Below are 20,289 nucleotides of genomic sequence, written 5' to 3'. Positions count from 1 at the left end.
GAAAGCGGTGGGTCCGCTTGCCTCAATGTTGAATGTGTCTGCCCCTTCGCGAGCAAGCCCGCTCCCACAGTATTTCGAGATCGCCTCCACGTTTCTGCCCACCGCAAATCCCTTGTGGGAGCGAGCCTGCTCGCGATGGCGGTAGCCCAGCCAATAGAGATGTTGATTCGAACACCGCGTTCAAGTCCCCGATTCTCAAGGAAATCCTCAATGAGCCTACTGACCCGCCTCCTGGCGCGCGGCACTGTCGTGCTCGCCAATTCGGCCACCAAGTTGCAATCGCTGCAAATGCGCCTCACCGCCGGCGAAGTGAACGACGACATGGAGCACTTCGAACCCTACGGCTTCACCAGCAACCCGCTGGCTGGCGCCGAGGGCATCGCCACGTTCCTGGGCGGTGATCGTTCCCATGCCGTGGTGCTGGTGGTCGCCGACCGTCGTTTCCGCCTCAAGGCCCTGGCCCCTGGCGAAGTGGCGATCTACACCGACGAAGGCGACAAGATCCACTTCAAGCGTGGCCGCGTCATCGATATCGACACCGCAACCCTGAACATCCGCGCCAGCAGCGCGGTGAACATCGACAGCCCGATCATCAACCACACCGGCAAACTCGTTTCCCAGGGCGACCAGGTCGCCGCCGGCATCAGCCAGATCAAGCACGTGCATGGTGGCGTACAGGCCGGCAGCGGGCAGACCGGCGCGCCGGCGGGAGGCCAGTGATGTTCATCAGCCAGAACCTTCGTGCCGCGCTGACCCGCGCGGTGCTGATCAGCCTGTTCACCTGGCGCCGCGCCGCTGACGACGATGCCGTCGATGATGAGGAACGTTTCGGCTGGTGGGGCGACACCTTTCCGACTGTCGCCGATGACCGTATCGGCTCGCGGCTGTGGCTGTTGCGCCGGGTCAAGCTGACCCGCCAGACCCAACTCGACGCCGAGTTCTACGCTCGCGAAGCCCTGCAATGGCTGATTGACGACGGCCACTGCAGCGCCATCGACATCATCAGCGAACGCCTCGACGCCCAGCGCCTGAACCTGCGCACAGTCCTGACCCTGGCCGACGGCGAGCGTCTGGACATCAACCCCGATAACAGTTGGCAGGTGACCTATGCCGTTTGAAACCCCTTCGCTGCCGGTGCTGATCAAACGCGCCCAAAGCGACCTGGCCAGCGACTCGCTGCGCCAGTCCGATGCCCAAGTGTTGGCCCGTACTCTTGGCGGCGCCGCCTATGGCCTGTATGGCTACCTGGATTGGATCGCCGAGCAGATCCTGCCGGACAAGGCCGACGAATCGACCCTGGAGCGCATTGCCGCCCTGCGCCTGAACCAGGCGCGCAAAGCGGCCCAGGTCGCCAGCGGCAGCGTCAGCTTCACTGCCTCAGCGGGTGCTGTGCTGGATGTCGACACGCTGCTGCAATCCACCGATGGCCGCACCTACAAGGTGACCAGTGCCCGCACCACCAGCAACGGTCTGAACAGCACCACCATCGCTGCACTGGACGCTGGCAGCCTGGGCAACGCCGACGCCGGCCTGGTGCTGACGCCCGTTCAACCGATCCTCGGTATCGGCAGCAGCTTCACCGTGCTGGCCCCAGGGCTGACCGGCGGTGTCGCCCGAGAAAGCCTCGAATCCCTGCGAGCGCGGGTGATCCGCTCCTACCGCATCATCCCCCACGGCGGCTCGGCCCAGGACTATGAAACCTGGGCCCTGGAGTGCCCCGGCGTCACCCGCGCCTGGTGCCGTGGCAGCTATCTGGGCCCTGGCACCGTTGGCCTGTTCATCATGCGCGACGACGACCCGCAGCCGATCCCCAATGCCGAGCAACTGGAGGAAGTCCGCGCCTATATCGAACCGCTGCGTCCGGTGACCGCCGAGGTCCATGTGCTGGCGCCGACCCAGGTTCCCGTGACCTACCGGTTGCGCATTACCCCGGACACCAGCGCCGTGCGCGCGGCCATCGAAGCCCAACTGCGTGACTTGCATAACCGCGAAGCCGGTCTTGGCGAAACCCTGTTGCTGACTCACATCGCCGAAGCCATCAGCAGTGCTACCGGCGAAACCGATCACAAACTCACTGCGCCGAGCGCCGATGTGGTTGCGGCCAGCAATCAACTGCTGACTTTCGGAGGCTGCGTATGGCTGGAATAAGAACCGCCGAACAGTACCAGGCCCAGCTGCGCAGCCTGCTGCCCAGCGGCCCGGCGTGGGACCCGGAGCGTGTGCCGGAACTGGAAGAAGTGCTAGGCGGCATCGCCCAGGAACTGGCCCGCCTCGACGCCCGCGCTGCCGACCTGCTTCACGAAATGGACCCGGCGGGAGTGAGTGAGCTGGTGCCGGACTGGGAGCGGGTGATGAACCTGCCTGATCCGTGTCTTGGCGCTACACCGCTGTATGACGATCGTCGTTTGGCGGTGCGTCGGCGGTTGCTGGCGGTAGGCAGTCAGGCGGCGGCGTATTTCGTCAGCATCGCACGCAGCCAGGGTTACCCCGATGCGACTGTGACCGAGCACCGGGCGCCGCGAATGGGGCTTTCGAGGTTTGGTCAGACGCATTTCGGGACCTGGCGAGTTCAATTCATGTGGACCCTCAACACTGGCGGACGCCTCTCGCTCGGCCGCCGTTTCGGCGCCAGCTATTGGGGCGAACGTTTCGGCATGAATCCAGGCTCGGCTCTGGAATGCCTGATCCATCGCAGCGCACCCGCTCATGCGCAGGTGCACATCAATTATGACTAAGGAGTAGAAAATGGATTATCCAAAGAGCGTGCCCAGTGTTGGCTTGGTCAATGGCAAGTTTGTCGATGAGAATCCAGTAACCGGTGCACCGGGGTCGTTGATCCCGGCGGCTTGGGGCAATTCCGTTACCCAGGAGCTATTGGGGGTAATTGCTGGGGCAGGGATAGTTCCTGACGAAACCGATCTTGGGCAGTTGCTGTTGGCGGTACGCAAAATCAACCAGTCGGGATTGGTCGATTACGCATTGGACACCGGCACGGACAACGCTTACAGCGCTACTTACAAACCCGCTCCCTTGGCATTGGTGGATGGCTTGGTATTGCGTTTCAAGGCGGCGCGGGCAAATACCGGTGCCAGCACATTTTCCCCGAACGGTTTGCCGGCCAGGCCAATTGTAGGGGTAGACCATAACGCCATTCAGAGCGGAGAAATCACTGTCGGTGGTGATGTCTGGGTGCAATGGAACAGCTCGATCGCCAGCGGTGCGTGGGTGATGGTCGCGAGCACCGGGATGGTCAAGCAGACGGGCAGCGACGCTGGTGACATTAAAGCCGTTGCAACAGCTGAACCGCCCAGCGGTTGGCTCAAATGCAACGGCGATACCGTTTCACGCACACAGTATGCTGCGCTGTTCGCTGCGATAGGTACACGCTTCGGGGCGGGTGATGGCAACACAACCTTTGCTTTGCCAGATCTGCGTGGTGAATTCATTCGTGGCTGGGATGATGGGCGTGGAGTCGACTCGGCGCGGGCACTGGGGAGCGCACAAGGTGGGCAGAACGCGTCGCACACCCACACAGCCACCACAGCGGCTGCGGGAACCCACACCCACGGTGCCTCGACGGGGGCCGCGGGTACTCACACCCATACCGGTGTTACAAACAACTCCGGGGATCACCAGCATGGCATTCTGGCTAACGGTAACAATACCTCTTATGGCCGTCAGGGCACCGGTAGCGGGCCGGGCGACTACGTCGCAGTGAGTGCTGCGGGGGGTAACCATGCTCACACTCTGACAATCAACGCGGTGGGGGATCATGCTCACACTGTCGCGATAGCGGCCGTTGGCGATCATGCCCACACCGTCTCCGTGGTGGCGACCGGCGGTAATGAATCGCGTCCTCGAAACGTGGCGTTGTTGTATGTAATCAAATACTGAGGTTCAAGCCTTTTGCCAGCCATTCATTAATCACGGGAGTGAGTGATGCCCGTCACCTATCTTCAGTTGCGCACCATTTACCCCAACGCCCGCTCCCAAGCGGGCGTTTTTGTTTCCGCACTTAACAACGCCATGTCTCGCTACCGTATCGACACCCCCAAACGTATCGCTGCTTTTCTGGCGCAGGTCGGTCATGAATCGGGACAGTTGCGCTATGTGCGCGAGCTCGGCGGTGATCAATATCTCAGCAAATACGACACAGGATCGTTGGCCGCTCGCCTGGGCAATACGCCCCAGGCCGACGGTGACGGTCAGAAGTATCGTGGTCGCGGACTGATTCAAATGACCGGCCACGACAACTATCTACGTTGCAGTCTTGGCCTGTTTGGTGATGACCGTCTGCTGGCCTTGCCTGAGCTGCTGGAGCAACCGCAATGGGCCGCGGAGTCCGCTGCATGGTTCTGGGAGCAAAACGGCTTGAACGAACTGGCCGACCGCGATCAGTTCAATACCATCACCCGCCGTATCAACGGCGGTTTGAACGGGTTGGAGGATCGCCTGCAACTCTGGGCACGGGCGAGGGCGGTGTTATGTCAGCCTTCGACCTGATGCCATTTTCTTCCCGCACCCTTGTTGTCCTGATGTTGCTGGCGCTGTTGGCGGGTGGTCCGGCGGTGTTGGCATGGCGGGTCCAGGATTGGCGTTATGGCCAACAACTGGCGCAACTGGCGCAGTCCCAGGCCACAACGCTGAATCAAATAACCCAGGCTGCTGCCTTGCAACAAAAGGCCGAGCAAGACAAACGCCAAGCCTTGGAGCAACAACTGGCCGCCAGTGAACAAACCCATTACCGAGCCTTGAGCGATGCCCAACGTGACCAGGATCGCTTGCGCGATCGCCTTGCTACTGCCGATGTCCGGCTGTCAGTCCTCCTCGACGCCGACGATATTGCCGCCGGCTGTGCAGTGCCTGCCACCACCCGCCCCGGCGGCGTGGATCATGGCGCCCCACGCGCCCGACTTGACCCGGCGCATGCTCAACGAATTATCGCCATCACCGACGCCGGTGATCGCGGATTGATTGCCTTGCAGGCCTGTCAGGCCTATATCAGAGCGCTGGGTCGGTAATCCGGCGAGCCTTGCAAGCTTCGGCTGCTCGTGTACGGTAGGCCCCATTGTGTCGAATCAGGAGAGCATCATGGACGACATTACCGAACTGGCCGCCGAACTGGGCAGGCGCCTGCAATTGCTCAATGCCCATGTGACCACGGCCGAATCCTGTACGGGCGGGGGGATTGCCGAGGCAATCACCCGGATTCCCGGGAGCTCGGCCTGGTTCGAGGCGGGGTTCGTGACCTATTCCAATCGTCAGAAGACCCAGCAGTTGAACGTGCCGAGCGAGTTGTTCGAGACGGTGGGGGCGGTCAGCCGCGAGGTGGTCGAGGCCATGGCGCGCGGTGCCCAGCACAAGAGCCTGGCGCGTTTTGCCGTGGCGGTCAGTGGTATAGCGGGACCGGACGGTGGTTCGCCGAACAAACCGGTGGGCACGGTCTGGCTGGCCTGGGGCGTTGGCGAGAAGGTCGTCAGCGAGCAGCAGTTCTTTGCGGGCAACCGTGACGAGGTCCGCCGACAAACGGTGAAGGCCGCGCTAGAGGGGCTGCTGCAACATACCGCTGTAGAAATCTCAAATCAGGGGTAGGCGATCCTCGAACGCTGTGGAATAATACTGGCTACTTATACAGGTGTTGGCCGTCAGGCCTTATTGATTACGTGAGGACTTTAATGGACGACAACAAGAAGAAAGCCTTGGCTGCGGCCTTGGGTCAGATCGAACGTCAATTCGGCAAGGGTGCCGTAATGCGTATGGGCGATCAGGACCGTCAGGCTATTCCTTCCATCTCCACCGGCTCCCTGGGCCTGGACATCGCGCTCGGCATCGGCGGCCTGCCAAAAGGCCGTATCGTTGAGATCTACGGTCCTGAGTCGTCCGGTAAAACCACACTGACCTTGTCCGTGATCGCCCAGGCCCAAAAAGCCGGCGCGACCTGCGCCTTCGTCGACGCCGAACACGCCCTGGACCCGGAATACGCAGGCAAACTGGGGGTCAACGTCGATGACCTGCTGGTTTCCCAGCCGGACACCGGCGAGCAGGCCCTGGAAATCACCGACATGCTGGTGCGTTCCAACGCGGTCGACGTGATCATCGTCGACTCCGTGGCGGCACTGGTGCCAAAGGCGGAAATCGAAGGTGAAATGGGCGACATGCACGTGGGCCTCCAGGCTCGCCTGATGTCCCAGGCCCTGCGCAAGATCACCGGTAACATCAAGAACGCCAACTGCCTGGTGATCTTCATCAACCAGATCCGTATGAAGATCGGCGTGATGTTCGGTAGCCCGGAAACCACCACCGGTGGTAACGCGCTGAAGTTCTACGCCTCGGTTCGCCTCGACATCCGCCGTACTGGCGCGGTGAAAGAGGGTGATGAGGTTGTTGGCAGCGAAACCCGCGTCAAGGTCGTGAAGAACAAGGTGGCTTCGCCGTTCCGTCAGGCCGAGTTCCAGATTCTTTACGGCAAGGGCATCTACCTCAATGGCGAGATGATCGACCTGGGTGTGTTGCACGGTTTCGTCGAAAAATCCGGCGCCTGGTATGCCTACAACGGCACCAAGATCGGTCAGGGCAAGGCCAACTCGGCCAAGTTCCTGGCAGACAATCCGGAAGTTGCCGCGGCCCTCGAGAAGCAACTGCGTGACAAGCTGCTGAGCCCAGTGGCAGACGTCAAGTCGGTAGCCAACCGCGAGACCGTTGATGACCTGGCTGACGCTGATATCTGATCGATCCGATGACCGCCGTACTCGATACCCTCGTCGCGGTGCGGCGAACTGCGATGGACCTGCTCGCCAGGCGCGAGCACGGGCGAGTCGAGCTGACGCGTAAACTACGTCAGCGTGGCGCGCCCGATGAGTTGATCGACACAGCCCTCGACCGTTTGACTGAAGAGGGCCTGCTGTCGGAGTCCCGTTACCTGGAAAGCTTCGTCGCTTATCGCGCCCGCTCCGGCTACGGGCCTTTGCGCATTCGTGAGGAGCTGGGCCAGCGTGGTTTGCAGCGCCCGGATATCGAACTCGCCTTGCGCGAAAGCGGTATCGATTGGCAGGAGCAACTGACGGACACCTGGCGGCGCAAGTTCTCAGGGCATTTGCCCATCGATGCACGAGAACGCGCGAAACAAGGGCGTTTCCTGGCGTACCGAGGCTACTCCATGGAAATGATCAACCGCTTGTTCAGCGGTCGCGGTATGGACGATTAAATAAAACGGCCCGCTATTTCGATAGCGGGCCGTTTTTTTATGGGCTCAGGTTACCTTGATCGGCTCCCACGTGAGGGGATGGGGCTTTTGGGCGGGTTGGGCCCAGTTTTCCGGCAAATTGATGAAGTCCACCAGTTCCCTCAAGCGGCCGTGGTCGCGGGCATTGAAAGTAAACGCCAGTCGCGTCAGATGACTGAAGCGAGGCTCGTCGTGCTCTTCACCGCTGTACTCATGTTGATGGAAGCAGTCGTTCAGGCACAGGTCGGCAAAATCCGCCTGCATCTGCTGCAATGCCTGTTCGCTTAGCTTGTGATTCATGCGGATCACGAACTGATGCTTGAGCCAGCGACTGGAGTGGAAGTTGCGGTAGAACTGGTTGATCTCTTCCACGGCGTCTTCAGCGTTGTAAACCAGGCGCATCAGTTTCATGTCAGTGGGCAGGATGTAGCGGTTTTGCTCCAATTGCTCACGGATAAAATCCAAGGCACCTTGCCAGAACTTGCCCCCTGGGACATCCAGCAGGACAACCGGTACCAGCGGGCTCTTGCCTGTCTGCACCAGCGTCAGGACTTCCAGAGCCTCATCTAGCGTGCCGAAACCGCCGGGGCAGAGCACCAGTGCATCGGCCTCTTTGACGAAAAACAGTTTGCGGGTGAAGAAGAAGTGGAACGGCAGCAGGTTCGGCGTGCCTTCAACGGTCGGGTTTGCGTGCTGCTCGAAAGGCAGGGTGATATTGAATCCCAGGCTATGGTCACGCCCCGCGCCTTCGTGGGCAGCGGCCATGATGCCACCGCCTGCACCGGTGATGACCATCATGTCCGAGCGGGCCAGCGCAGCCCCCAGCTCTCGGGCCAGGCCATACAAAGGATGTTCGATGGGCGTTCGGGCCGAGCCGAAGACGGTGACCTTGCGTCGGCCCTTGAACTGTTCGAGTGTACGGAAGGCGTGTTCCAGTTCCCTCAAGGCCTGTAGCGTGATCTTGGCATTCCAGCGGTTGTGATCTTCCTGGGCCATGCGCAGCACGGTCAGGATCATGTCTCGGTAAATGGGGAGGTTGGGACTGTTGGGGGACACCAGGTTGAGTTGCTCTTCGACCTTGCGGGTGAGGTCGTGGCCGTGGTTCTCAAAATGACGACTGAGCAGGTCATTCGGTTTGTAAGGCATTCAACTTCTCCTTCTTAACAGAACCCTTGGCCCGAACGAGAGATTCGTCAGGGCCACGACACTCCGTGTGTCGTTGTCGGCCCAGGCCCGTGCCTGGACGTTCGACCTGGCTCGACGCGGTGTGCAGCAAAGCGATCAAGCCATCCAACAGGTTCTGTTTTTCCCTTGGATGAAAACAATCACACGGCAAGGTACTGGCAGGGCAGCCTCGTTCTGCCCGATGACAAAAGATACTTCTGAATCTAGCTGATCTTCGTAGCCCTGATCATGGCGCTCAAAAGTGACCGTTGGCAACCGCTGAAATACCCCACCGCTCGTCAGATTGGTGACTGGCTACGTGCCGCTCTGATTTACTGATAACAAGCGTGCCAATGCAATTCGGCGCTCAGGGCTGGGCGTCAGGCGATGGACTGAAGCGGATAGGGCATGGAGGCGGGAGAGATGGCCAGGGTGACTCTGGAACTCGACAGGCAGTTATACCTGACGTTGTTGGAAGCGGCTAAGGCCAATCAGGTAAGTCTTGAAGAGGAATGCTGCCGACGGCTGGAAGGCCGGACCTGGCGCTCGCGTTATCTGCAAGCGCTGGTAGCCGAACTGCGCGCCGACGATGAGCAGCGGCGCGCACGCTTGGGTTGATTACTTCTTGGTCTTGGCCGGTTTCGGGCAGTCCGATTCCTGGAAGCGCTCGGTCGCGACCGGTCGGTTGGTCTTAACTTCGGTGAATTCGTAGCGCATGGTCGCGCCCTTGGCCATCAACTTGCGAAAGCCCGGATTGGTGCACACGGTAGAGCCCAGCTGGAAATACACGGCCTTGGGGTCAGCGCGCATTTTCTGGGCATGACTGCTTTGCACGCTCAGGTGATTGATCAACTCGGTGCCTTCGACGGTATAGCCCTGGTCGAGGATGTCTTCGTTGATCGCCCGTGGCGTACCGACGCTACTTTCCCTGGCGACGTTCTGCAGCATCTTGTTCAGTTCGAGTTCTTTCAGCGAGGCAGCCTGAGCGCTGAGGGACGTTGCCAGCAAAACGGCAACGGTAGGGACGATAAGGCGCAGCATGAAACTCTCCTGGTTCAGTGACTGGTGGTTCGACCGATCACATGACTGTGCGTTCAGTGGCGGGGAATTATAGGGGAGCCTGGGCGGGCGGTACAGGCTTGCAGGCTCTGGTAGACTGCCGGCCTTCATTGCCCTGCCGAGTGTTGTTTGTGTCGAGTTTTCCTGCTTGTTGGCGTCGCCCACAATGAATCATGCCCCAAACGCCGTAGCCCGCCTGCGCGACCAGCGCATCGATGAAGGAATCAGGCCGATCCAGGCCCGTGGTTGGCGCGCCCCCCGTTGCAGCGCCTGCCGAGTGATCGAGAGCCATTGCCTGTGCGCCTGGCGTCCTAGCGTCGAGACCCGTTCCGGGGTTTGCCTGATCATGACCAACAAGGAAGTGTTCAAGCCGAGCAACACCGGTTGGCTGATTGCCGATGTGGTGCGCGACAATCATGCATTCATCTGGTCGCGCACCGACGTCGATGAACAACTGCTGGCATTGCTGAACGATCCGCAATGGCAACCGTACCTGGTGTTTCCTGGCGAATACGTCGAGCCATCGCGGGTCACCCACGCGGTTGACCTCGATCATTCCAAGCGCCCGTTGTTCATTCTGCTGGACGCGACCTGGACGGAGGCGCGGAAGATTTTCCGTAAGAGCCCGTATTTCGACCGGCTGCCGATCCTGAGCCTGCTGCCCGACAGACTGTCGCGCTACCGCTTGCGTCGTTCGACTCGCAGCGAGCACCTGTGCACCGCCGAAGTGGCGGCGTTGTGTCTGGAACTGGCGGGAGACAGCGACGCCGCCTCGGCCCTGGACGCCTATTTCGATGTGTTCAGCCAGCATTACCTGGGTGCCAAGGAGCAACAGGAGGTGAACCTGTCGACCCCGGCCCATGCGCAGTTGCAAGCCTTTATCCGTAGACCGCAAGCGGTATTGGCCCAATAGTGGCCCATACTGGACACAGTGGCGGTCGTGCTGCTTGACCACCCCGGCTTCGCTGGGCATGCTTGGCGCCGACCCGGGTGCAGCCGATGTTTGAAACGCCATGTTTGGCGTTGAACGTGCCCCTGTGGATGCCGCTGCATGGCGGCGTCTTGAGCTGTCTTGGCGAGGCGCGAATGCATCGGGCCTGCCATTAAAAACAGGATCATTGAAAAAATGGCCACATACGAAATCCTGATTGCCGATGACCACCCGCTCTTTCGCAGCGCGTTGCATCAGGCAGTGACCCTGGGCCTTGGCCCGGCTGTCCGGTTGACGGAGGTGGCCAGCATCGCGGAACTGGAGGTCCAACTGACGGCGAAGGCCGATTGGGACCTGGTGCTGCTGGACCTGAACATGCCCGGTGCCTATGGGTTTTCCGGGCTGGTACTGTTGCGTGGCCAATACCCGCAGATCCCCGTGGTCATGGTCTCGGCCCAGGAAGAAGCCTCGGTGATGGTCAAGGCCCGGGAGTTCGGTGCCAGTGGATTCATCCCCAAGTCCAGTTCTTTGGAGATGATCCAGAAGGCTGTGAAAGCGGTCCTGGACGGCGATGTCTGCTGGCCGCCCCAGGCGTTCGAAGCGGTGAGCGTGTCCGAGGAAGCCAAGGCCGCCAGCGAAGGACTGGCCAGCCTCACACCGCAGCAGTTTCGGGTGTTGACCATGGTCTGCGAAGGCCTGCTGAACAAGCAGATTGCCTATGAGCTGAACGTGTCGGAGGCCACTATCAAGGCCCACGTCACGGCGATCTTTCGTAAGCTGAACGTGCGCACCCGGACCCAGGCAGCCTTGCTGTTGCAACAACTTGAGTCAATTTCACCGCAGGCCTAGTGTTCCGGTTCACGCTTTTTTGACCGGGTTTGAATTAGCTTCTCCACTCCTTTTCGATCAGTTGCCCACTCTATGTCACCTTTTAAAGGCCAGACCGGCCTGAAACGCATCCTCAACGCCTCCGGCTATTCCTTGGACGGACTGCGTGCGGCTTTTGTCGGCGAAGCGGCTTTCCGTCAGTTGGTGCTGCTCAACGTCGTGCTGATTCCGTTGTCATTCTTCCTGAACGTCAGTCGTGTCGAGCAGGCGCTGCTGATTGCCGTGTGCCTGCTGGCATTGATCGTGGAACTGCTCAATTCGGCGGTGGAGGCGGCCATCGACCGTATCTCCCTGGAGCTGCACCCATTATCGAAAAACGCCAAGGACATGGGCAGCGCCGCCCAGCTCGTCGCCCTGACAATGATCGCGTTGGTCTGGGGCGTGGTGCTGTTGTAACGGCTCAGGCAATGGTCGGCAGCACGATTTCGTCGCTGCGTTGGGCCCCGGCGGTGAACGCTCGGCACAGTTCGAGGAATTCACGCATGGCCGAGGTCTGGTACTTCTGTTTATGCCAGATGAAATAAAACTGCCGCGCCAGGTCCATGTCCGGGGTTTCCACCGCGACGAGGCTGCCGCGGCGGAAGGCGTCGCGCAAGGCCAGGCGTGAGATGCAGCCAATGCCCAGGCCGGACTCCACGGCGCGCTTGATGGCTTCGGTGTGTTCCAGTTCCAGGCGGATGTTCAGCGCGCTGCGGTGGTGGCGCATGGCTTGGTCGAAGGTCAGGCGGGTGCCGGAGCCCTGTTCCCGCAGGATCCACGCCTCATGGGTCAGTTCCTCCATGGTCGCCTGGCCGCGCTTGGCCAGCGGGTGTTGAGGAGCGCAGAACACCACCAGTTCGTCCTCGACCCAGCTCTGCACCTCGATGTCCGGATGGCTGCAGTCACCTTCGATTAGACCCAGATCAATTTCATAATGGGCAACCTGGTGCACGATATTGGCGGTGTTCTGCACGTGCAGCTTCACCTGGCTCTCCGGATGGCGCTGCATGAAGCCGCCGATCAATAGGGTCGCCAGGTAATTGCCGATGGTCAGCGTGGCGCCGACCGCCAGCGAGCCGAAACCGGACTTGCCATTGAGCAGGTCTTCGATTTCCTTGGCCTGGTCCAGCAACGCCACGGCCTGGGGCAGCAGCTGTTTGCCCAGGGCATTGAGGCTCAGGCGTTTGCCGGCACGGTCGAACAACTGGCAGCTGGATTGGCGCTCCAGTTCAGTAATGGAGGTGCTGGCGGCCGACTGCGACAGATTGAGCAGGCCCGCGGCACGGGACACACTCTCTTGCTGAGCGACGGCGACGAAGACTTGAAGTTGACGGAGAGTAAATCGCATATCGATATAACCGATAACCCTTATCTTAATAATCCATTTAACAGATATTGTCGCCGCCATTAGAATGCGATGCAATTGCGCAAATTAACGACGCAGGCATCATTCCCCAGGAGTCACCGTACATGAGCAACATGAACCACGAGCGTGTCCTCAGTGTTCATCACTGGAACGACACTCTGTTCAGCTTCAAGTGCACCCGCGATCCGGGCCTGCGCTTCGAGAACGGCCAGTTCGTGATGATCGGCCTGCAACAGCCCAACGGCCGCCCGCTCATGCGCGCTTACTCGATTGCCAGCCCGAACTGGGAAGAGCATCTCGAATTCTTCAGCATCAAGGTGCCTGACGGTCCGCTGACTTCCCAGTTGCAGCACCTGAAGGAAGGCGACGAGATCATCATCAGCAAGAAGCCTACCGGCACCCTGGTGCTGGACGATCTCAAGCCTGGCAAGCATTTGTACCTGCTCAGCACCGGCACCGGCCTGGCGCCGTTCATGAGCGTCATCCAGGACCCGGAAACCTACGAGCGTTTCGAAAAGGTGATCCTGTGCCACGGCGTACGTTACGTCAATGAAGTCGCCTACCGCGAATTCATCACCGAACACTTGCCGCAGAACGAGTTCTTCGGCGAAGCGCTGCGTGAAAAGCTGATCTACTACCCGACCGTGACGCGCGAACCGTTCGAGAACGAAGGTCGCCTGACCGACCTGATGCGCAGCGGCAAGCTGTTCCGCGACATCGGCCTGCCGCCGATCAACCCGCAGGACGACCGCGCCATGTTGTGCGGCAGCCCAAGCATGCTCGACGAGACCAGCGAAGTGCTCAACAGCTTCGGCCTGACCGTTTCGCCGCGTATGCGCGAGCCAGGTGATTACCTGATCGAGCGGGCGTTTGTAGAGAAGTAAACCTCGACATCTGCGGTGGCTGAATGATCGCCATCGCGAGCAGGCTCGCTCCCACAATGAATCCTGTGTGAACACAAATCTCGTGTCCACTGCATATCAAATGTGGGAGCGAGACTGCTCGCGATGGTCGTGACTCGGTCCAGACAGCCAAAAAAAGCCCGCGCTACCTGAAGAAGGCAGCGCGGGCTTTTTCGTTTCTGGCGGTTACGATTTCGCCGGAATCACTTCCAGCACCCGGATCACCCCCGGCTGTGGGTAATGCCAGCGAACGTCCAGGTCCCAGAACTGCGCGCCGTATTCCCGCTCGGCTGTAGGAATCTGGTACGCCGGGCGTGGGTCTTGGGCCAGGCACTGTTCAATCAGCGCTACCAAGGGCTCTTCCAGGCGCGTGGCGTGATCTTGGGCCTGCAGCAGGGCGGTGTCCGCCCATTGCACGGGGATCAGCTCAGGCGCGGCGCTGGCAATGTCGTTGGACGCCGAGTCGATGATGTCGGCGTAGGGCACGTAGGGCTTGATGTCCAGCACTGGCGTGCCGTCCAGCAAATCGATACCCGAGATCCACAGGCGCCCGGCTTCGACCCGTTCCAGCTTCACCACCGACTGGCCGATGCCGTTGGGGCGGTGGGTGGCGCGGGTGGCGAACACACCCATGGATTTGTTGCCACCCAGGCGTGGCGGCCGCACTTTCAACCGCGGCTTGTCTTCCAGGGCCTGGTGAAACAGAAACAGCAGCCAGACATGACTGACCTGCTCCAGCCCTTGCACCGCATCACCCTGATCGAACGGCGCCACCAGCTCCAGCACACCGCGCGCGGCCGGAGCCAGTTGCGGTTGGCGGGGAATGGCGAACTTCTCCTTGAAGCAGGAGCGGACGAAGCCGATGGGGGAGACGGTGTAGGTCATGGGTTGGGATCGAGGCGAGGTAGAAAGGGCATCATAGCGCGCGGCCAAGATTGACACTGTTCGTATGGTGAGAACGTTTTGTGGCGAGGGGATTTATCCCCGTTGGGCTGCGCAGCAGTCCTAAAAGCAGTGAACTCAATCTGCCTGGTACACCGAGTTGTCTGGTTTGGGGGCCGCTTCGCAGCCCAGCGGGGATAAATCCCCTCGCCACAAAAGCTCTGCAAACATCAGCAGTGCTTAGGAATCAGCAGCCCCTTGGCATCAGCCGCGCACGCGCAGCGTCAGGCCCTTGAGGAAGTTGCGCAGCAACTGGTCGCCACACGGGCGGTAGTTGGTGTGCCCGAATTTGCGGAACAGTGCGCTCAGCTCCGGCTTGGACACCGGGAATTCGGCGGCCTTGAGGATGGCGTGCATATCATCTTCCTTCAGCTCGAAGGCCACCCGCAGCTTCTTGAGGATGATGTTGTTGGTCACCGGCACTTCGATCGGCTGCGGCGGACGGCTTTCGTCCTTGCCACGCTTGAAGATCACCAGGCCATCGAGAAAATGCGCCATGACCTCGTCAGGGCAGAACACGAAGCCTTCTTCCTCGTCTTTCTTGAGGTAGCCCGCCAGTACCGCCAGGGAGACTTCCAGGCCGCCAAGCTTGATGATCTCGATGACTTTCTTGTCGCTGATGTCGAGCATGTAGCGCACGCTGCGCAGTACGTCGTTGTGAATCATGTGTGCAGTCCTGATCAATCGACAATGGGCGCCCCGGCTCGGCGGGGCGCCGGAAAATTAGAATTTCTCTTTGGCGGACAGGTAGCGCCACTGGCCCAGCGGCACCTTGCCGATGGACACGCCGCCGATGCGGATGCGGCGAATGGCGACCACCTTGAGGCCGACCGCCTGGCAAAACAGTGCGATCACACCCGGTTGCGGGTTTTTCATGGCAAAGCGCAGGCGGTTCTCGTTCTGCCAGCTGGCCTTGACCGCCGGCAGCTCCTTGCCCTTGTAGCTCAAGCCATGGTTCAGGCGATTGAGGCCATGGGCGACCATCTCGCCTTCGACTTCGACCACGTATTCCTGCTCGATCTTGGCGGCATCGGCGGTGAGCTTGCGCAAGATCTTCCAGTCCTGGGTGAACACCAGCAGCCCGCTGGCGTTGGCCTGCAGGTCGGCGCTGGCGGTCAGGCGCAGGAAGTGGCCCTTGAGCGGCCGCTTGCCGAAGCGATGTTCTTCGCTCAGGGTCTGCGGTCCAAGGGAGGCCATAGCGGTGTCCACATCGGTGCCTGCCGGGACGTTCAGCAGCAGGGTCACCGGTTCCGGCGCGGTAGCCTTGGCCTCGGGGTCGAGTTCGACTTTCTGGGTCGTGACCTTGAACTGCGGTTCATCGATCACTTCGCCATCCACGGTGACCCAGCCGCCCTCGATGAACAGCTCAGCCTCCCGACGGGAACAGCCGACGAGTTCGATGAGGCGTTTGGAGAGACGAATCGGGTCAGTCATGACAGGGCCGTAACAAAAAGAGGGTGGGCATTGTACCTGCCTGGCGCGGGTTAATCGCGGGTCCATTTGCCTCGTGTGGCTTTTAGCCGCGTCGGGCCTTCAGGTCCGGCTGTTTGTAGCGCATGTGCAGCAGTGGATAAGGCTGGTTCATGCCGTCCCGCGCCGAGCGCCCAATCACTTCAAAACCCTGCTTGAGGTAAAAGCCCAGGGCTTGCGGGTTTTGTTCGTTGACGTCCAATTGATCGGCGTTCAGGTGTTCCATGGCGTAGTGCAGCAGTTGCTTGCCCAGGCCCTGGCCACGGTGTTGCGGGGCGATGAAGAGCATTTCGATCTTGCCGGCGGCAACACCGGCGAAACCGGTGATTCGCTGACGAGTGTCGCGGGTGCAGATGAGCATCACTGCATCGAGGTAACGGGTGAGCACCAGGTTTTTCAGCAGCTCGATGTAGCTATCCGGTAGAAAGTCATGAGTGGCCCGCACCGAAGCCTCCCAGACCTGGGTCAGTTCCTGATAATCGCTCGGTTTCGGTGTATGGATGACCGAATGCTGGCGCATGTCCGCCTGTTCCTTGTGCTGGATGTGCTGGGTTTCTCCATACGATAGCCGTAAAAAAGCCCCGCATCTTGTCGCAGAGCGGGGCTTTTCAATTTTTCATGCGGGAGGAGCCAATACACGCAAGGAACCTTGTGCGAGGGGATTTATCCCCGCTGGACTGCGAAGCAGTCCCAAAGCAGGCGACTCCATCGAACTGGAGCACCGGGGGCTCAGGTTTTAGGGGCGGCGCCCAGCGGGGATAAATCCCCTCGCCACAAAAGCTACCCGGCATGTGCGGATCAGCCGATCTGTTCAGCCCACAAGTCGTACTCGTCGGCGTCGGTCACCTTGCACCAGACCTTGTCACCCGGCTTGAGGTTGCTGCCATTGTCGATGAAGACGTTGCCGTCGATTTCCGGAGCGTCGAAGAAGCAGCGGCCGACGGCGCCTTGCTCGTCCACTTCATCCACCAGCACTTCGATTTCACGACCGATGCGCATTTGCAGGCGGGCCGAGCTGATGGCTTGCTGGTGTGCCATGAAGCGTTCCCAACGGTCCTGCTTGACGTCGTCCGGGACCACGTCCAGGTCCAGGTCGTTGGCCGGTGCGCCTTCGACGGGCGAGTACTGGAAGCAGCCGACGCGATCGAGCTGGGCTTCGGTCAGCCAGTCCAACAGGTACTGGAAGTCTTCTTCGGTTTCACCCGGGAAGCCGACGATGAAGGTCGAGCGGATGATCAGGTCCGGGCAGATTTCGCGCCAGTTCTTGATCCGAGCCAGAGTCTTGTCTTCGAACGCCGGGCGCTTCATGGCCTTGAGGACTTTCGGGCTGGCGTGCTGGAACGGGATGTCCAGGTACGGCAGGATCTTGCCGGCGGCCATCAGCGGGATCAGTTCGTCGACATGCGGGTACGGGTAAACGTAATGCAGGCGGACCCAGACGCCGAGGGTGCTGAGGGCTTCGCACAGTTCGGTCATGCGGGTTTTCACCGGCGCGCCGTTCCAGAAGCCGGTGCGGTATTTCACATCGACGCCGTAGGCGCTGGTGTCCTGGGAGATCACCAGCAGTTCCTTGACGCCGGCCTTGACCAGGCGCTGGGCCTCGTCGAGCACATCGCCCACCGGGCGGCTCACCAGTTTGCCGCGCATCGAGGGGATGATGCAGAAGCTGCAGCTGTGGTTGCAGCCTTCGGAAATCTTCAGGTAGGCATAGTGGCGCGGGGTCAGCTTGATGCCTTGCGGCGGCACCAGGTCGATCAGCGGGTTGTGGTCCTGGCGCGGTGGCACCACGTCATGGACGGCGTTGACCACTTGTTCGTACTGCTGCGGACCGGTCACGGACAACACGCTCGGGTGCACGTTGCGGATGTTGCCTTCTTCCACGCCCATGCAGCCGGTGACGATGACCTTGCCGTTTTCCTTGATGGCTTCGCCAATCACTTCCAGGGACTCGGCCTTGGCCGAATCGATGAAGCCGCAGGTGTTGACCACCACCACGTCGGCGTCCTGGTAAGTAGACACTACGTCATAGCCTTCCATGCGCAGTTGGGTCAGGATGCGCTCGGAGTCGACCAGAGCCTTCGGGCAACCCAGGGATACGAAGCCAACCTTCGGATTGGCTGGCGCGGTAGTGGTGGACATGTCTAACCTCGGTGTAGGGGGATCGTCTCTTGCCGAGACAGGGCGCCTGGCGCGCCTCTGATCAAAAAGTGCGCAATTCTATCCATGGCCGACGCACTTGACCAGCTTTATACCGGGAAATGCGACGAGTGCTGCGCTATGCTTCGCGCCTTTGCGTTCCGACGATTGCTACAGTCAACGAAACGTCTGTAACAATACGTAAAACAGCGCATGCTGCCTCAACAAAACAAAGTGCTTCGTTCAAGAAGACAGGTCTGGGAATCGGGAGTGTTGGATGGGTCATGCAAGTAGTCAGGCGGCGGGTGCCGAGCATTCGGCAGCGAAGCCGCTGAGCATGCTGGTCGCGGCGGTCGGAGTGGTTTATGGCGATATCGGCACAAGCCCGTTGTACACCCTCAAGGAAGTGTTTTCCGGTGCCTATGGCGTGCCTGTCAATCACGATGGGGTGCTGGGGATTCTCTCGCTGATTTTCTGGTCGCTGATCTGGGTCGTGTCGATCAAGTACATGATGTTCGTCCTGCGCGCCGACAACCAGGGCGAGGGCGGGATCATGGCGCTCACCGCCCTGGCGCGGCGAGCTGCGGCGGGAAAGGCACGACTGCGGACGTTCCTGGTGGTCTGCGGCTTGATCGGCGCGGCGCTGTTCTACGGCGACAGCATGATCACCCCGGCCATTTCCGTGCTTTCGGCGATCGAAGGCCTTGGCCTGGCGTTCGAAGGCATCGATCACTGGGTGGTGCCGTTGTCGCTGGTGGTGCTGGTGGGGCTGTTCCTGATCCAGCGCCACGGCACCGCACGGATCGGCACCCTGTTTGGCCCGATCATGGTGACCTGGTTCCTGGTGCTCGGCGCTCTGGGTGTGTACGGCATCGTTCAACATCCGGAAGTGTTGCACGCGGTGAACCCGGCCTGGGCCGTGCGTTTCTTTATCGTCCACCCGGGCATGGGCGTGGCGATCCTCGGCGCGGTGGTGCTGGCGCTGACCGGTGCCGAAGCGCTGTACGCCGACATGGGCCATTTCGGCCGTAAACCAATTGCCCGTGCCTGGTTCATCCTGGTGCTGCCGGCGCTGGTGCTCAATTATTTCGGTCAAGGCGCGTTGTTGCTGGGCGATCCGGAAGCGGCGCGCAACCCGTTCTATCTGCTGGCGCCGAGCTGGGCGCTGCTGCCGTTGGTGGGGTTGTCGACCCTGGCCACGGTGATCGCTTCGCAAGCGGTGATTTCCGGCGCGTTCTCCCTGACGCGCCAGGCGATCCAGCTTGGTTACATCCCGCGCATGTACATCCAGCACACCTCCAGCGCCGAGCAGGGTCAGATCTACATCGGTGCGGTGAACTGGTCGCTGATGGTCGGCGTGGTATTGCTGGTACTGGGTTTCGAATCTTCCGGCGCGCTGGCTTCGGCCTACGGCGTGGCAGTGACCGGTACCATGCTGATGACCACGATCCTGGTGTCTGCCGTGATCCTGCTGTTGTGGAAATGGCCGCCGCTGTTGGCGGTCCCGGTGTTGTTCGGTTTCCTGCTGGTGGACGGTCTGTACTTCGCTGCCAACGTGCCGAAGATCATCCAGGGCGGCGCTTTCCCGGTCATCGCCGGCATTGCCCTGTTCGTGTTGATGACCACCTGGAAGCGTGGCAAGCAATTGCTGGTGGATCGCCTGGACGAAGGCGCGTTGCCGCTGCCGATCTTTATCAGCAGTATTCGCGTGCAACCGCCCCATCGCGTACAAGGCACCGCCGTGTTCCTGACCGCGCGCTCGGACGCCGTGCCCCACGCGTTGTTGCACAACCTTTTGCACAATCAGGTGCTGCATGAGCAAGTCGTGCTGCTGACGGTGGTCTATGAAGATATCCCCCGGGTGCCGCCGCAACGGCGCTTCGAGGTCGATGCCTACGGCGAAGGGTTCTTCCGGGTGATCCTGCACTTCGGCTTTACCGACGAGCCGGACGTCCCGCAGGCGCTCAAGCTTTGCCATCTGGATGACCTGGACTTCAGCCCGATGCGCACCACCTACTTCCTCAGCCGCGAGACAGTCATCGCCTCGAAACTCGAAGGCATGGCTCGCTGGCGCGAGGCGTTGTTCGCCTTCATGCTGAAGAACGCCAACGGCAATCTGCGCTTCTTCAATCTGCCGCTGAACCGGGTGATTGAATTGGGAACGCAGGTGGAGATGTAGCAACCCGCAAGTCAAAAAGCCCTCGTTGCCTTGTGGCGGCGGGGGCTTTTT

24 protein-coding genes are annotated in these 20,289 nt (G+C 60.7%); 16 read left to right on the top strand and 8 right to left on the bottom strand.

All coding sequences use genetic code 11. The features are described from left to right. The first annotated feature begins 210 nt into the window (after nucleotides 1-210). The 10 genes from AC30D9_RS11370 to recX all read left to right on the top strand — a co-directional run bounded on the left by AC30D9_RS11370 (nucleotide 211) and on the right by recX (nucleotide 7,204). On the top strand, nucleotides 211-720 hold the full coding sequence (locus AC30D9_RS11370; protein WP_490144054.1) for a phage baseplate assembly protein V: 510 nt from the start codon (nucleotides 211-213) through the stop codon (nucleotides 718-720). Next, nucleotides 720-1,118 (top strand): phage GP46 family protein, encoded by a 399-nt coding sequence (locus tag AC30D9_RS11365; protein WP_134923024.1) that lies wholly within the window; start codon nucleotides 720-722, stop codon nucleotides 1,116-1,118. The genes AC30D9_RS11370 and AC30D9_RS11365 overlap by 1 nt, the downstream gene beginning before the upstream one ends. After that, nucleotides 1,108-2,148, top strand: coding sequence for a baseplate J/gp47 family protein (locus AC30D9_RS11360; RefSeq protein WP_490144053.1), 1,041 nt, complete (start codon nucleotides 1,108-1,110; stop codon nucleotides 2,146-2,148). Before AC30D9_RS11365 ends, AC30D9_RS11360 begins: the two co-directional genes overlap by 11 nt. Continuing rightward, entirely contained in the window at nucleotides 2,136-2,735 is a 600-nt protein-coding gene (locus tag AC30D9_RS11355; RefSeq protein ID WP_490144052.1) for a YmfQ family protein, read from the top strand. Before AC30D9_RS11360 ends, AC30D9_RS11355 begins: the two co-directional genes overlap by 13 nt. Nucleotides 2,736-2,745: 10 nt before the next feature. Next, nucleotides 2,746-3,894 carry a tail fiber protein gene (locus AC30D9_RS11350; RefSeq protein WP_307574957.1) on the top strand — a complete coding sequence of 383 codons (1,149 nt, stop codon included), beginning with the start codon at nucleotides 2,746-2,748 and terminating at the stop codon, nucleotides 3,892-3,894. Between the two features lie 45 nt (nucleotides 3,895-3,939). Then, the gene (locus AC30D9_RS11345) at nucleotides 3,940-4,503 is read left to right on the top strand and encodes a glycoside hydrolase family 19 protein (RefSeq protein WP_490144051.1); all 564 of its coding nucleotides are present in this window, start codon (nucleotides 3,940-3,942) and stop codon (nucleotides 4,501-4,503) included. After that, complete coding sequence (locus AC30D9_RS11340; protein WP_490144050.1) at nucleotides 4,485-5,021, top strand: lysis system i-spanin subunit Rz; 537 nt, start codon at nucleotides 4,485-4,487, stop codon at nucleotides 5,019-5,021. The genes AC30D9_RS11345 and AC30D9_RS11340 overlap by 19 nt, the downstream gene beginning before the upstream one ends. Before the next feature lie 70 nt (nucleotides 5,022-5,091). After that, nucleotides 5,092-5,592 (top strand): CinA family protein, encoded by a 501-nt coding sequence (locus AC30D9_RS11335; protein WP_490144049.1) that lies wholly within the window; start codon nucleotides 5,092-5,094, stop codon nucleotides 5,590-5,592. A gap of 83 nt (nucleotides 5,593-5,675) precedes the next feature. Beyond that, entirely contained in the window at nucleotides 5,676-6,728 is a 1,053-nt protein-coding gene (recA, locus tag AC30D9_RS11330) for a recombinase RecA (RefSeq protein ID WP_134923029.1), read from the top strand. 8 nt (nucleotides 6,729-6,736) lie between these two features. Next, a complete protein-coding gene (recX, locus tag AC30D9_RS11325; RefSeq protein ID WP_053118941.1) occupies nucleotides 6,737-7,204 on the top strand; it encodes a recombination regulator RecX in 468 nt (155 codons plus the stop codon). 45 nt (nucleotides 7,205-7,249) lie between these two features. Here the strand turns inward: recX and AC30D9_RS11320 are convergent, their stop codons facing one another. Then, entirely contained in the window at nucleotides 7,250-8,368 is a 1,119-nt protein-coding gene (locus AC30D9_RS11320) for an LOG family protein (protein WP_109755669.1), read from the bottom strand. A gap of 441 nt (nucleotides 8,369-8,809) precedes the next feature. On the opposite strand from AC30D9_RS11320, the gene AC30D9_RS11315 reads away from it, so the two are divergent. Further along, nucleotides 8,810-9,004 (top strand): hypothetical protein, encoded by a 195-nt coding sequence (locus tag AC30D9_RS11315; protein ID WP_109755670.1) that lies wholly within the window; start codon nucleotides 8,810-8,812, stop codon nucleotides 9,002-9,004. On the opposite strand, the gene AC30D9_RS11310 is transcribed toward AC30D9_RS11315, so the two are convergent. Continuing rightward, on the bottom strand, nucleotides 9,005-9,427 hold the full coding sequence (locus AC30D9_RS11310; RefSeq protein WP_109755671.1) for a quorum-sensing-regulated virulence factor family protein: 423 nt from the start codon (nucleotides 9,425-9,427) through the stop codon (nucleotides 9,005-9,007). 184 nt (nucleotides 9,428-9,611) lie between these two features. Here AC30D9_RS11310 and AC30D9_RS11305 point away from each other — a divergent pair, with 184 nt between their 5' ends. The 3 genes from AC30D9_RS11305 (at nucleotide 9,612) to AC30D9_RS11295 (ending at nucleotide 11,660) form a co-directional block, all read left to right on the top strand. Continuing rightward, a complete protein-coding gene (locus tag AC30D9_RS11305) occupies nucleotides 9,612-10,358 on the top strand; it encodes a tRNA-uridine aminocarboxypropyltransferase (protein ID WP_307574947.1) in 747 nt (248 codons plus the stop codon). Nucleotides 10,359-10,571: 213 nt separating this feature from the next. Then, nucleotides 10,572-11,225 carry a response regulator transcription factor ErdR gene (gene erdR, locus AC30D9_RS11300; protein WP_003198362.1) on the top strand — a complete coding sequence of 218 codons (654 nt, stop codon included), beginning with the start codon at nucleotides 10,572-10,574 and terminating at the stop codon, nucleotides 11,223-11,225. A gap of 72 nt (nucleotides 11,226-11,297) precedes the next feature. Further along, a complete protein-coding gene (locus tag AC30D9_RS11295; protein WP_063322710.1) occupies nucleotides 11,298-11,660 on the top strand; it encodes a diacylglycerol kinase in 363 nt (120 codons plus the stop codon). Nucleotides 11,661-11,664: 4 nt separating this feature from the next. Here the strand turns inward: AC30D9_RS11295 and AC30D9_RS11290 are convergent, their stop codons facing one another. Further along, nucleotides 11,665-12,591, bottom strand: coding sequence for a LysR family transcriptional regulator (locus AC30D9_RS11290; RefSeq protein ID WP_167659300.1), 927 nt, complete (start codon nucleotides 12,589-12,591; stop codon nucleotides 11,665-11,667). Between the two features lie 122 nt (nucleotides 12,592-12,713). Between AC30D9_RS11290 and fpr the strand changes: the two genes are divergently transcribed. Beyond that, nucleotides 12,714-13,493 carry a ferredoxin-NADP reductase gene (fpr, locus tag AC30D9_RS11285; RefSeq protein ID WP_003198368.1) on the top strand — a complete coding sequence of 260 codons (780 nt, stop codon included), beginning with the start codon at nucleotides 12,714-12,716 and terminating at the stop codon, nucleotides 13,491-13,493. Nucleotides 13,494-13,697: 204 nt separating this feature from the next. Here the strand turns inward: fpr and tsaA are convergent, their stop codons facing one another. The 5 genes from tsaA to rimO form a co-directional block, all read right to left on the bottom strand. Beyond that, on the bottom strand, nucleotides 13,698-14,396 hold the full coding sequence (gene tsaA / locus AC30D9_RS11280) for a tRNA (N6-threonylcarbamoyladenosine(37)-N6)-methyltransferase TrmO (protein WP_212801954.1): 699 nt from the start codon (nucleotides 14,394-14,396) through the stop codon (nucleotides 13,698-13,700). Nucleotides 14,397-14,657: 261 nt separating this feature from the next. Further along, nucleotides 14,658-15,119, bottom strand: a complete 462-nt coding sequence (locus tag AC30D9_RS11275) for a YehS family protein (RefSeq protein ID WP_490144048.1) — start codon at nucleotides 15,117-15,119, stop codon at nucleotides 14,658-14,660. 57 nt (nucleotides 15,120-15,176) lie between these two features. Next, nucleotides 15,177-15,887, bottom strand: coding sequence for an rRNA pseudouridine synthase (locus AC30D9_RS11270; protein ID WP_109755675.1), 711 nt, complete (start codon nucleotides 15,885-15,887; stop codon nucleotides 15,177-15,179). Between the two features lie 82 nt (nucleotides 15,888-15,969). Continuing rightward, nucleotides 15,970-16,443 (bottom strand): GNAT family N-acetyltransferase, encoded by a 474-nt coding sequence (locus AC30D9_RS11265; protein ID WP_490144047.1) that lies wholly within the window; start codon nucleotides 16,441-16,443, stop codon nucleotides 15,970-15,972. Between the two features lie 278 nt (nucleotides 16,444-16,721). Then, nucleotides 16,722-18,062, bottom strand: coding sequence for a 30S ribosomal protein S12 methylthiotransferase RimO (gene rimO, locus AC30D9_RS11260; protein WP_003198379.1), 1,341 nt, complete (start codon nucleotides 18,060-18,062; stop codon nucleotides 16,722-16,724). 334 nt (nucleotides 18,063-18,396) lie between these two features. Here rimO and AC30D9_RS11255 point away from each other — a divergent pair, with 334 nt between their 5' ends. Beyond that, nucleotides 18,397-20,238, top strand: coding sequence for a potassium transporter Kup (locus AC30D9_RS11255; RefSeq protein ID WP_373459247.1), 1,842 nt, complete (start codon nucleotides 18,397-18,399; stop codon nucleotides 20,236-20,238). Nucleotides 20,239-20,289: the final 51 nt, after the last annotated feature.

Source organism: Pseudomonas sp. DF11 (assembly GCF_058148565.1).
This window is presented reverse-complemented; position numbering and strand designations above follow the sequence as displayed.

Bases quoted from the DNA above. Each gene is read 5' to 3' on its own strand.
- AC30D9_RS11370 (WP_490144054.1), top strand. From the start codon at position 211: ATGAGCCTACTGACCCGCCTCCTGGCGCGCGGCACTGTCGTGCTCGCC.
- AC30D9_RS11365 (WP_134923024.1), top strand. From the start codon at position 720: ATGTTCATCAGCCAGAACCTTCGTGCCGCGCTGACCCGCGCGGTGCTG.
- AC30D9_RS11360 (WP_490144053.1), top strand. From the start codon at position 1,108: ATGCCGTTTGAAACCCCTTCGCTGCCGGTGCTGATCAAACGCGCCCAA.
- AC30D9_RS11355 (WP_490144052.1), top strand. From the start codon at position 2,136: ATGGCTGGAATAAGAACCGCCGAACAGTACCAGGCCCAGCTGCGCAGC.
- AC30D9_RS11350 (WP_307574957.1), top strand. From the start codon at position 2,746: ATGGATTATCCAAAGAGCGTGCCCAGTGTTGGCTTGGTCAATGGCAAG.
- AC30D9_RS11345 (WP_490144051.1), top strand. From the start codon at position 3,940: ATGCCCGTCACCTATCTTCAGTTGCGCACCATTTACCCCAACGCCCGC.
- AC30D9_RS11340 (WP_490144050.1), top strand. From the start codon at position 4,485: ATGTCAGCCTTCGACCTGATGCCATTTTCTTCCCGCACCCTTGTTGTC.
- AC30D9_RS11335 (WP_490144049.1), top strand. From the start codon at position 5,092: ATGGACGACATTACCGAACTGGCCGCCGAACTGGGCAGGCGCCTGCAA.
- recA (WP_134923029.1), top strand. From the start codon at position 5,676: ATGGACGACAACAAGAAGAAAGCCTTGGCTGCGGCCTTGGGTCAGATC.
- recX (WP_053118941.1), top strand. From the start codon at position 6,737: ATGACCGCCGTACTCGATACCCTCGTCGCGGTGCGGCGAACTGCGATG.
- AC30D9_RS11320 (WP_109755669.1), bottom strand. From the start codon at position 8,368: ATGCCTTACAAACCGAATGACCTGCTCAGTCGTCATTTTGAGAACCAC.
- AC30D9_RS11315 (WP_109755670.1), top strand. From the start codon at position 8,810: ATGGCCAGGGTGACTCTGGAACTCGACAGGCAGTTATACCTGACGTTG.
- AC30D9_RS11310 (WP_109755671.1), bottom strand. From the start codon at position 9,427: ATGCTGCGCCTTATCGTCCCTACCGTTGCCGTTTTGCTGGCAACGTCC.
- AC30D9_RS11305 (WP_307574947.1), top strand. From the start codon at position 9,612: ATGAATCATGCCCCAAACGCCGTAGCCCGCCTGCGCGACCAGCGCATC.
- erdR (WP_003198362.1), top strand. From the start codon at position 10,572: ATGGCCACATACGAAATCCTGATTGCCGATGACCACCCGCTCTTTCGC.
- AC30D9_RS11295 (WP_063322710.1), top strand. From the start codon at position 11,298: ATGTCACCTTTTAAAGGCCAGACCGGCCTGAAACGCATCCTCAACGCC.
- AC30D9_RS11290 (WP_167659300.1), bottom strand. From the start codon at position 12,591: ATGCGATTTACTCTCCGTCAACTTCAAGTCTTCGTCGCCGTCGCTCAG.
- fpr (WP_003198368.1), top strand. From the start codon at position 12,714: ATGAGCAACATGAACCACGAGCGTGTCCTCAGTGTTCATCACTGGAAC.
- tsaA (WP_212801954.1), bottom strand. From the start codon at position 14,396: ATGACCTACACCGTCTCCCCCATCGGCTTCGTCCGCTCCTGCTTCAAG.
- AC30D9_RS11275 (WP_490144048.1), bottom strand. From the start codon at position 15,119: ATGATTCACAACGACGTACTGCGCAGCGTGCGCTACATGCTCGACATC.
- AC30D9_RS11270 (WP_109755675.1), bottom strand. From the start codon at position 15,887: ATGACTGACCCGATTCGTCTCTCCAAACGCCTCATCGAACTCGTCGGC.
- AC30D9_RS11265 (WP_490144047.1), bottom strand. From the start codon at position 16,443: ATGCGCCAGCATTCGGTCATCCATACACCGAAACCGAGCGATTATCAG.
- rimO (WP_003198379.1), bottom strand. From the start codon at position 18,062: ATGTCCACCACTACCGCGCCAGCCAATCCGAAGGTTGGCTTCGTATCC.
- AC30D9_RS11255 (WP_373459247.1), top strand. From the start codon at position 18,397: ATGCTGGTCGCGGCGGTCGGAGTGGTTTATGGCGATATCGGCACAAGC.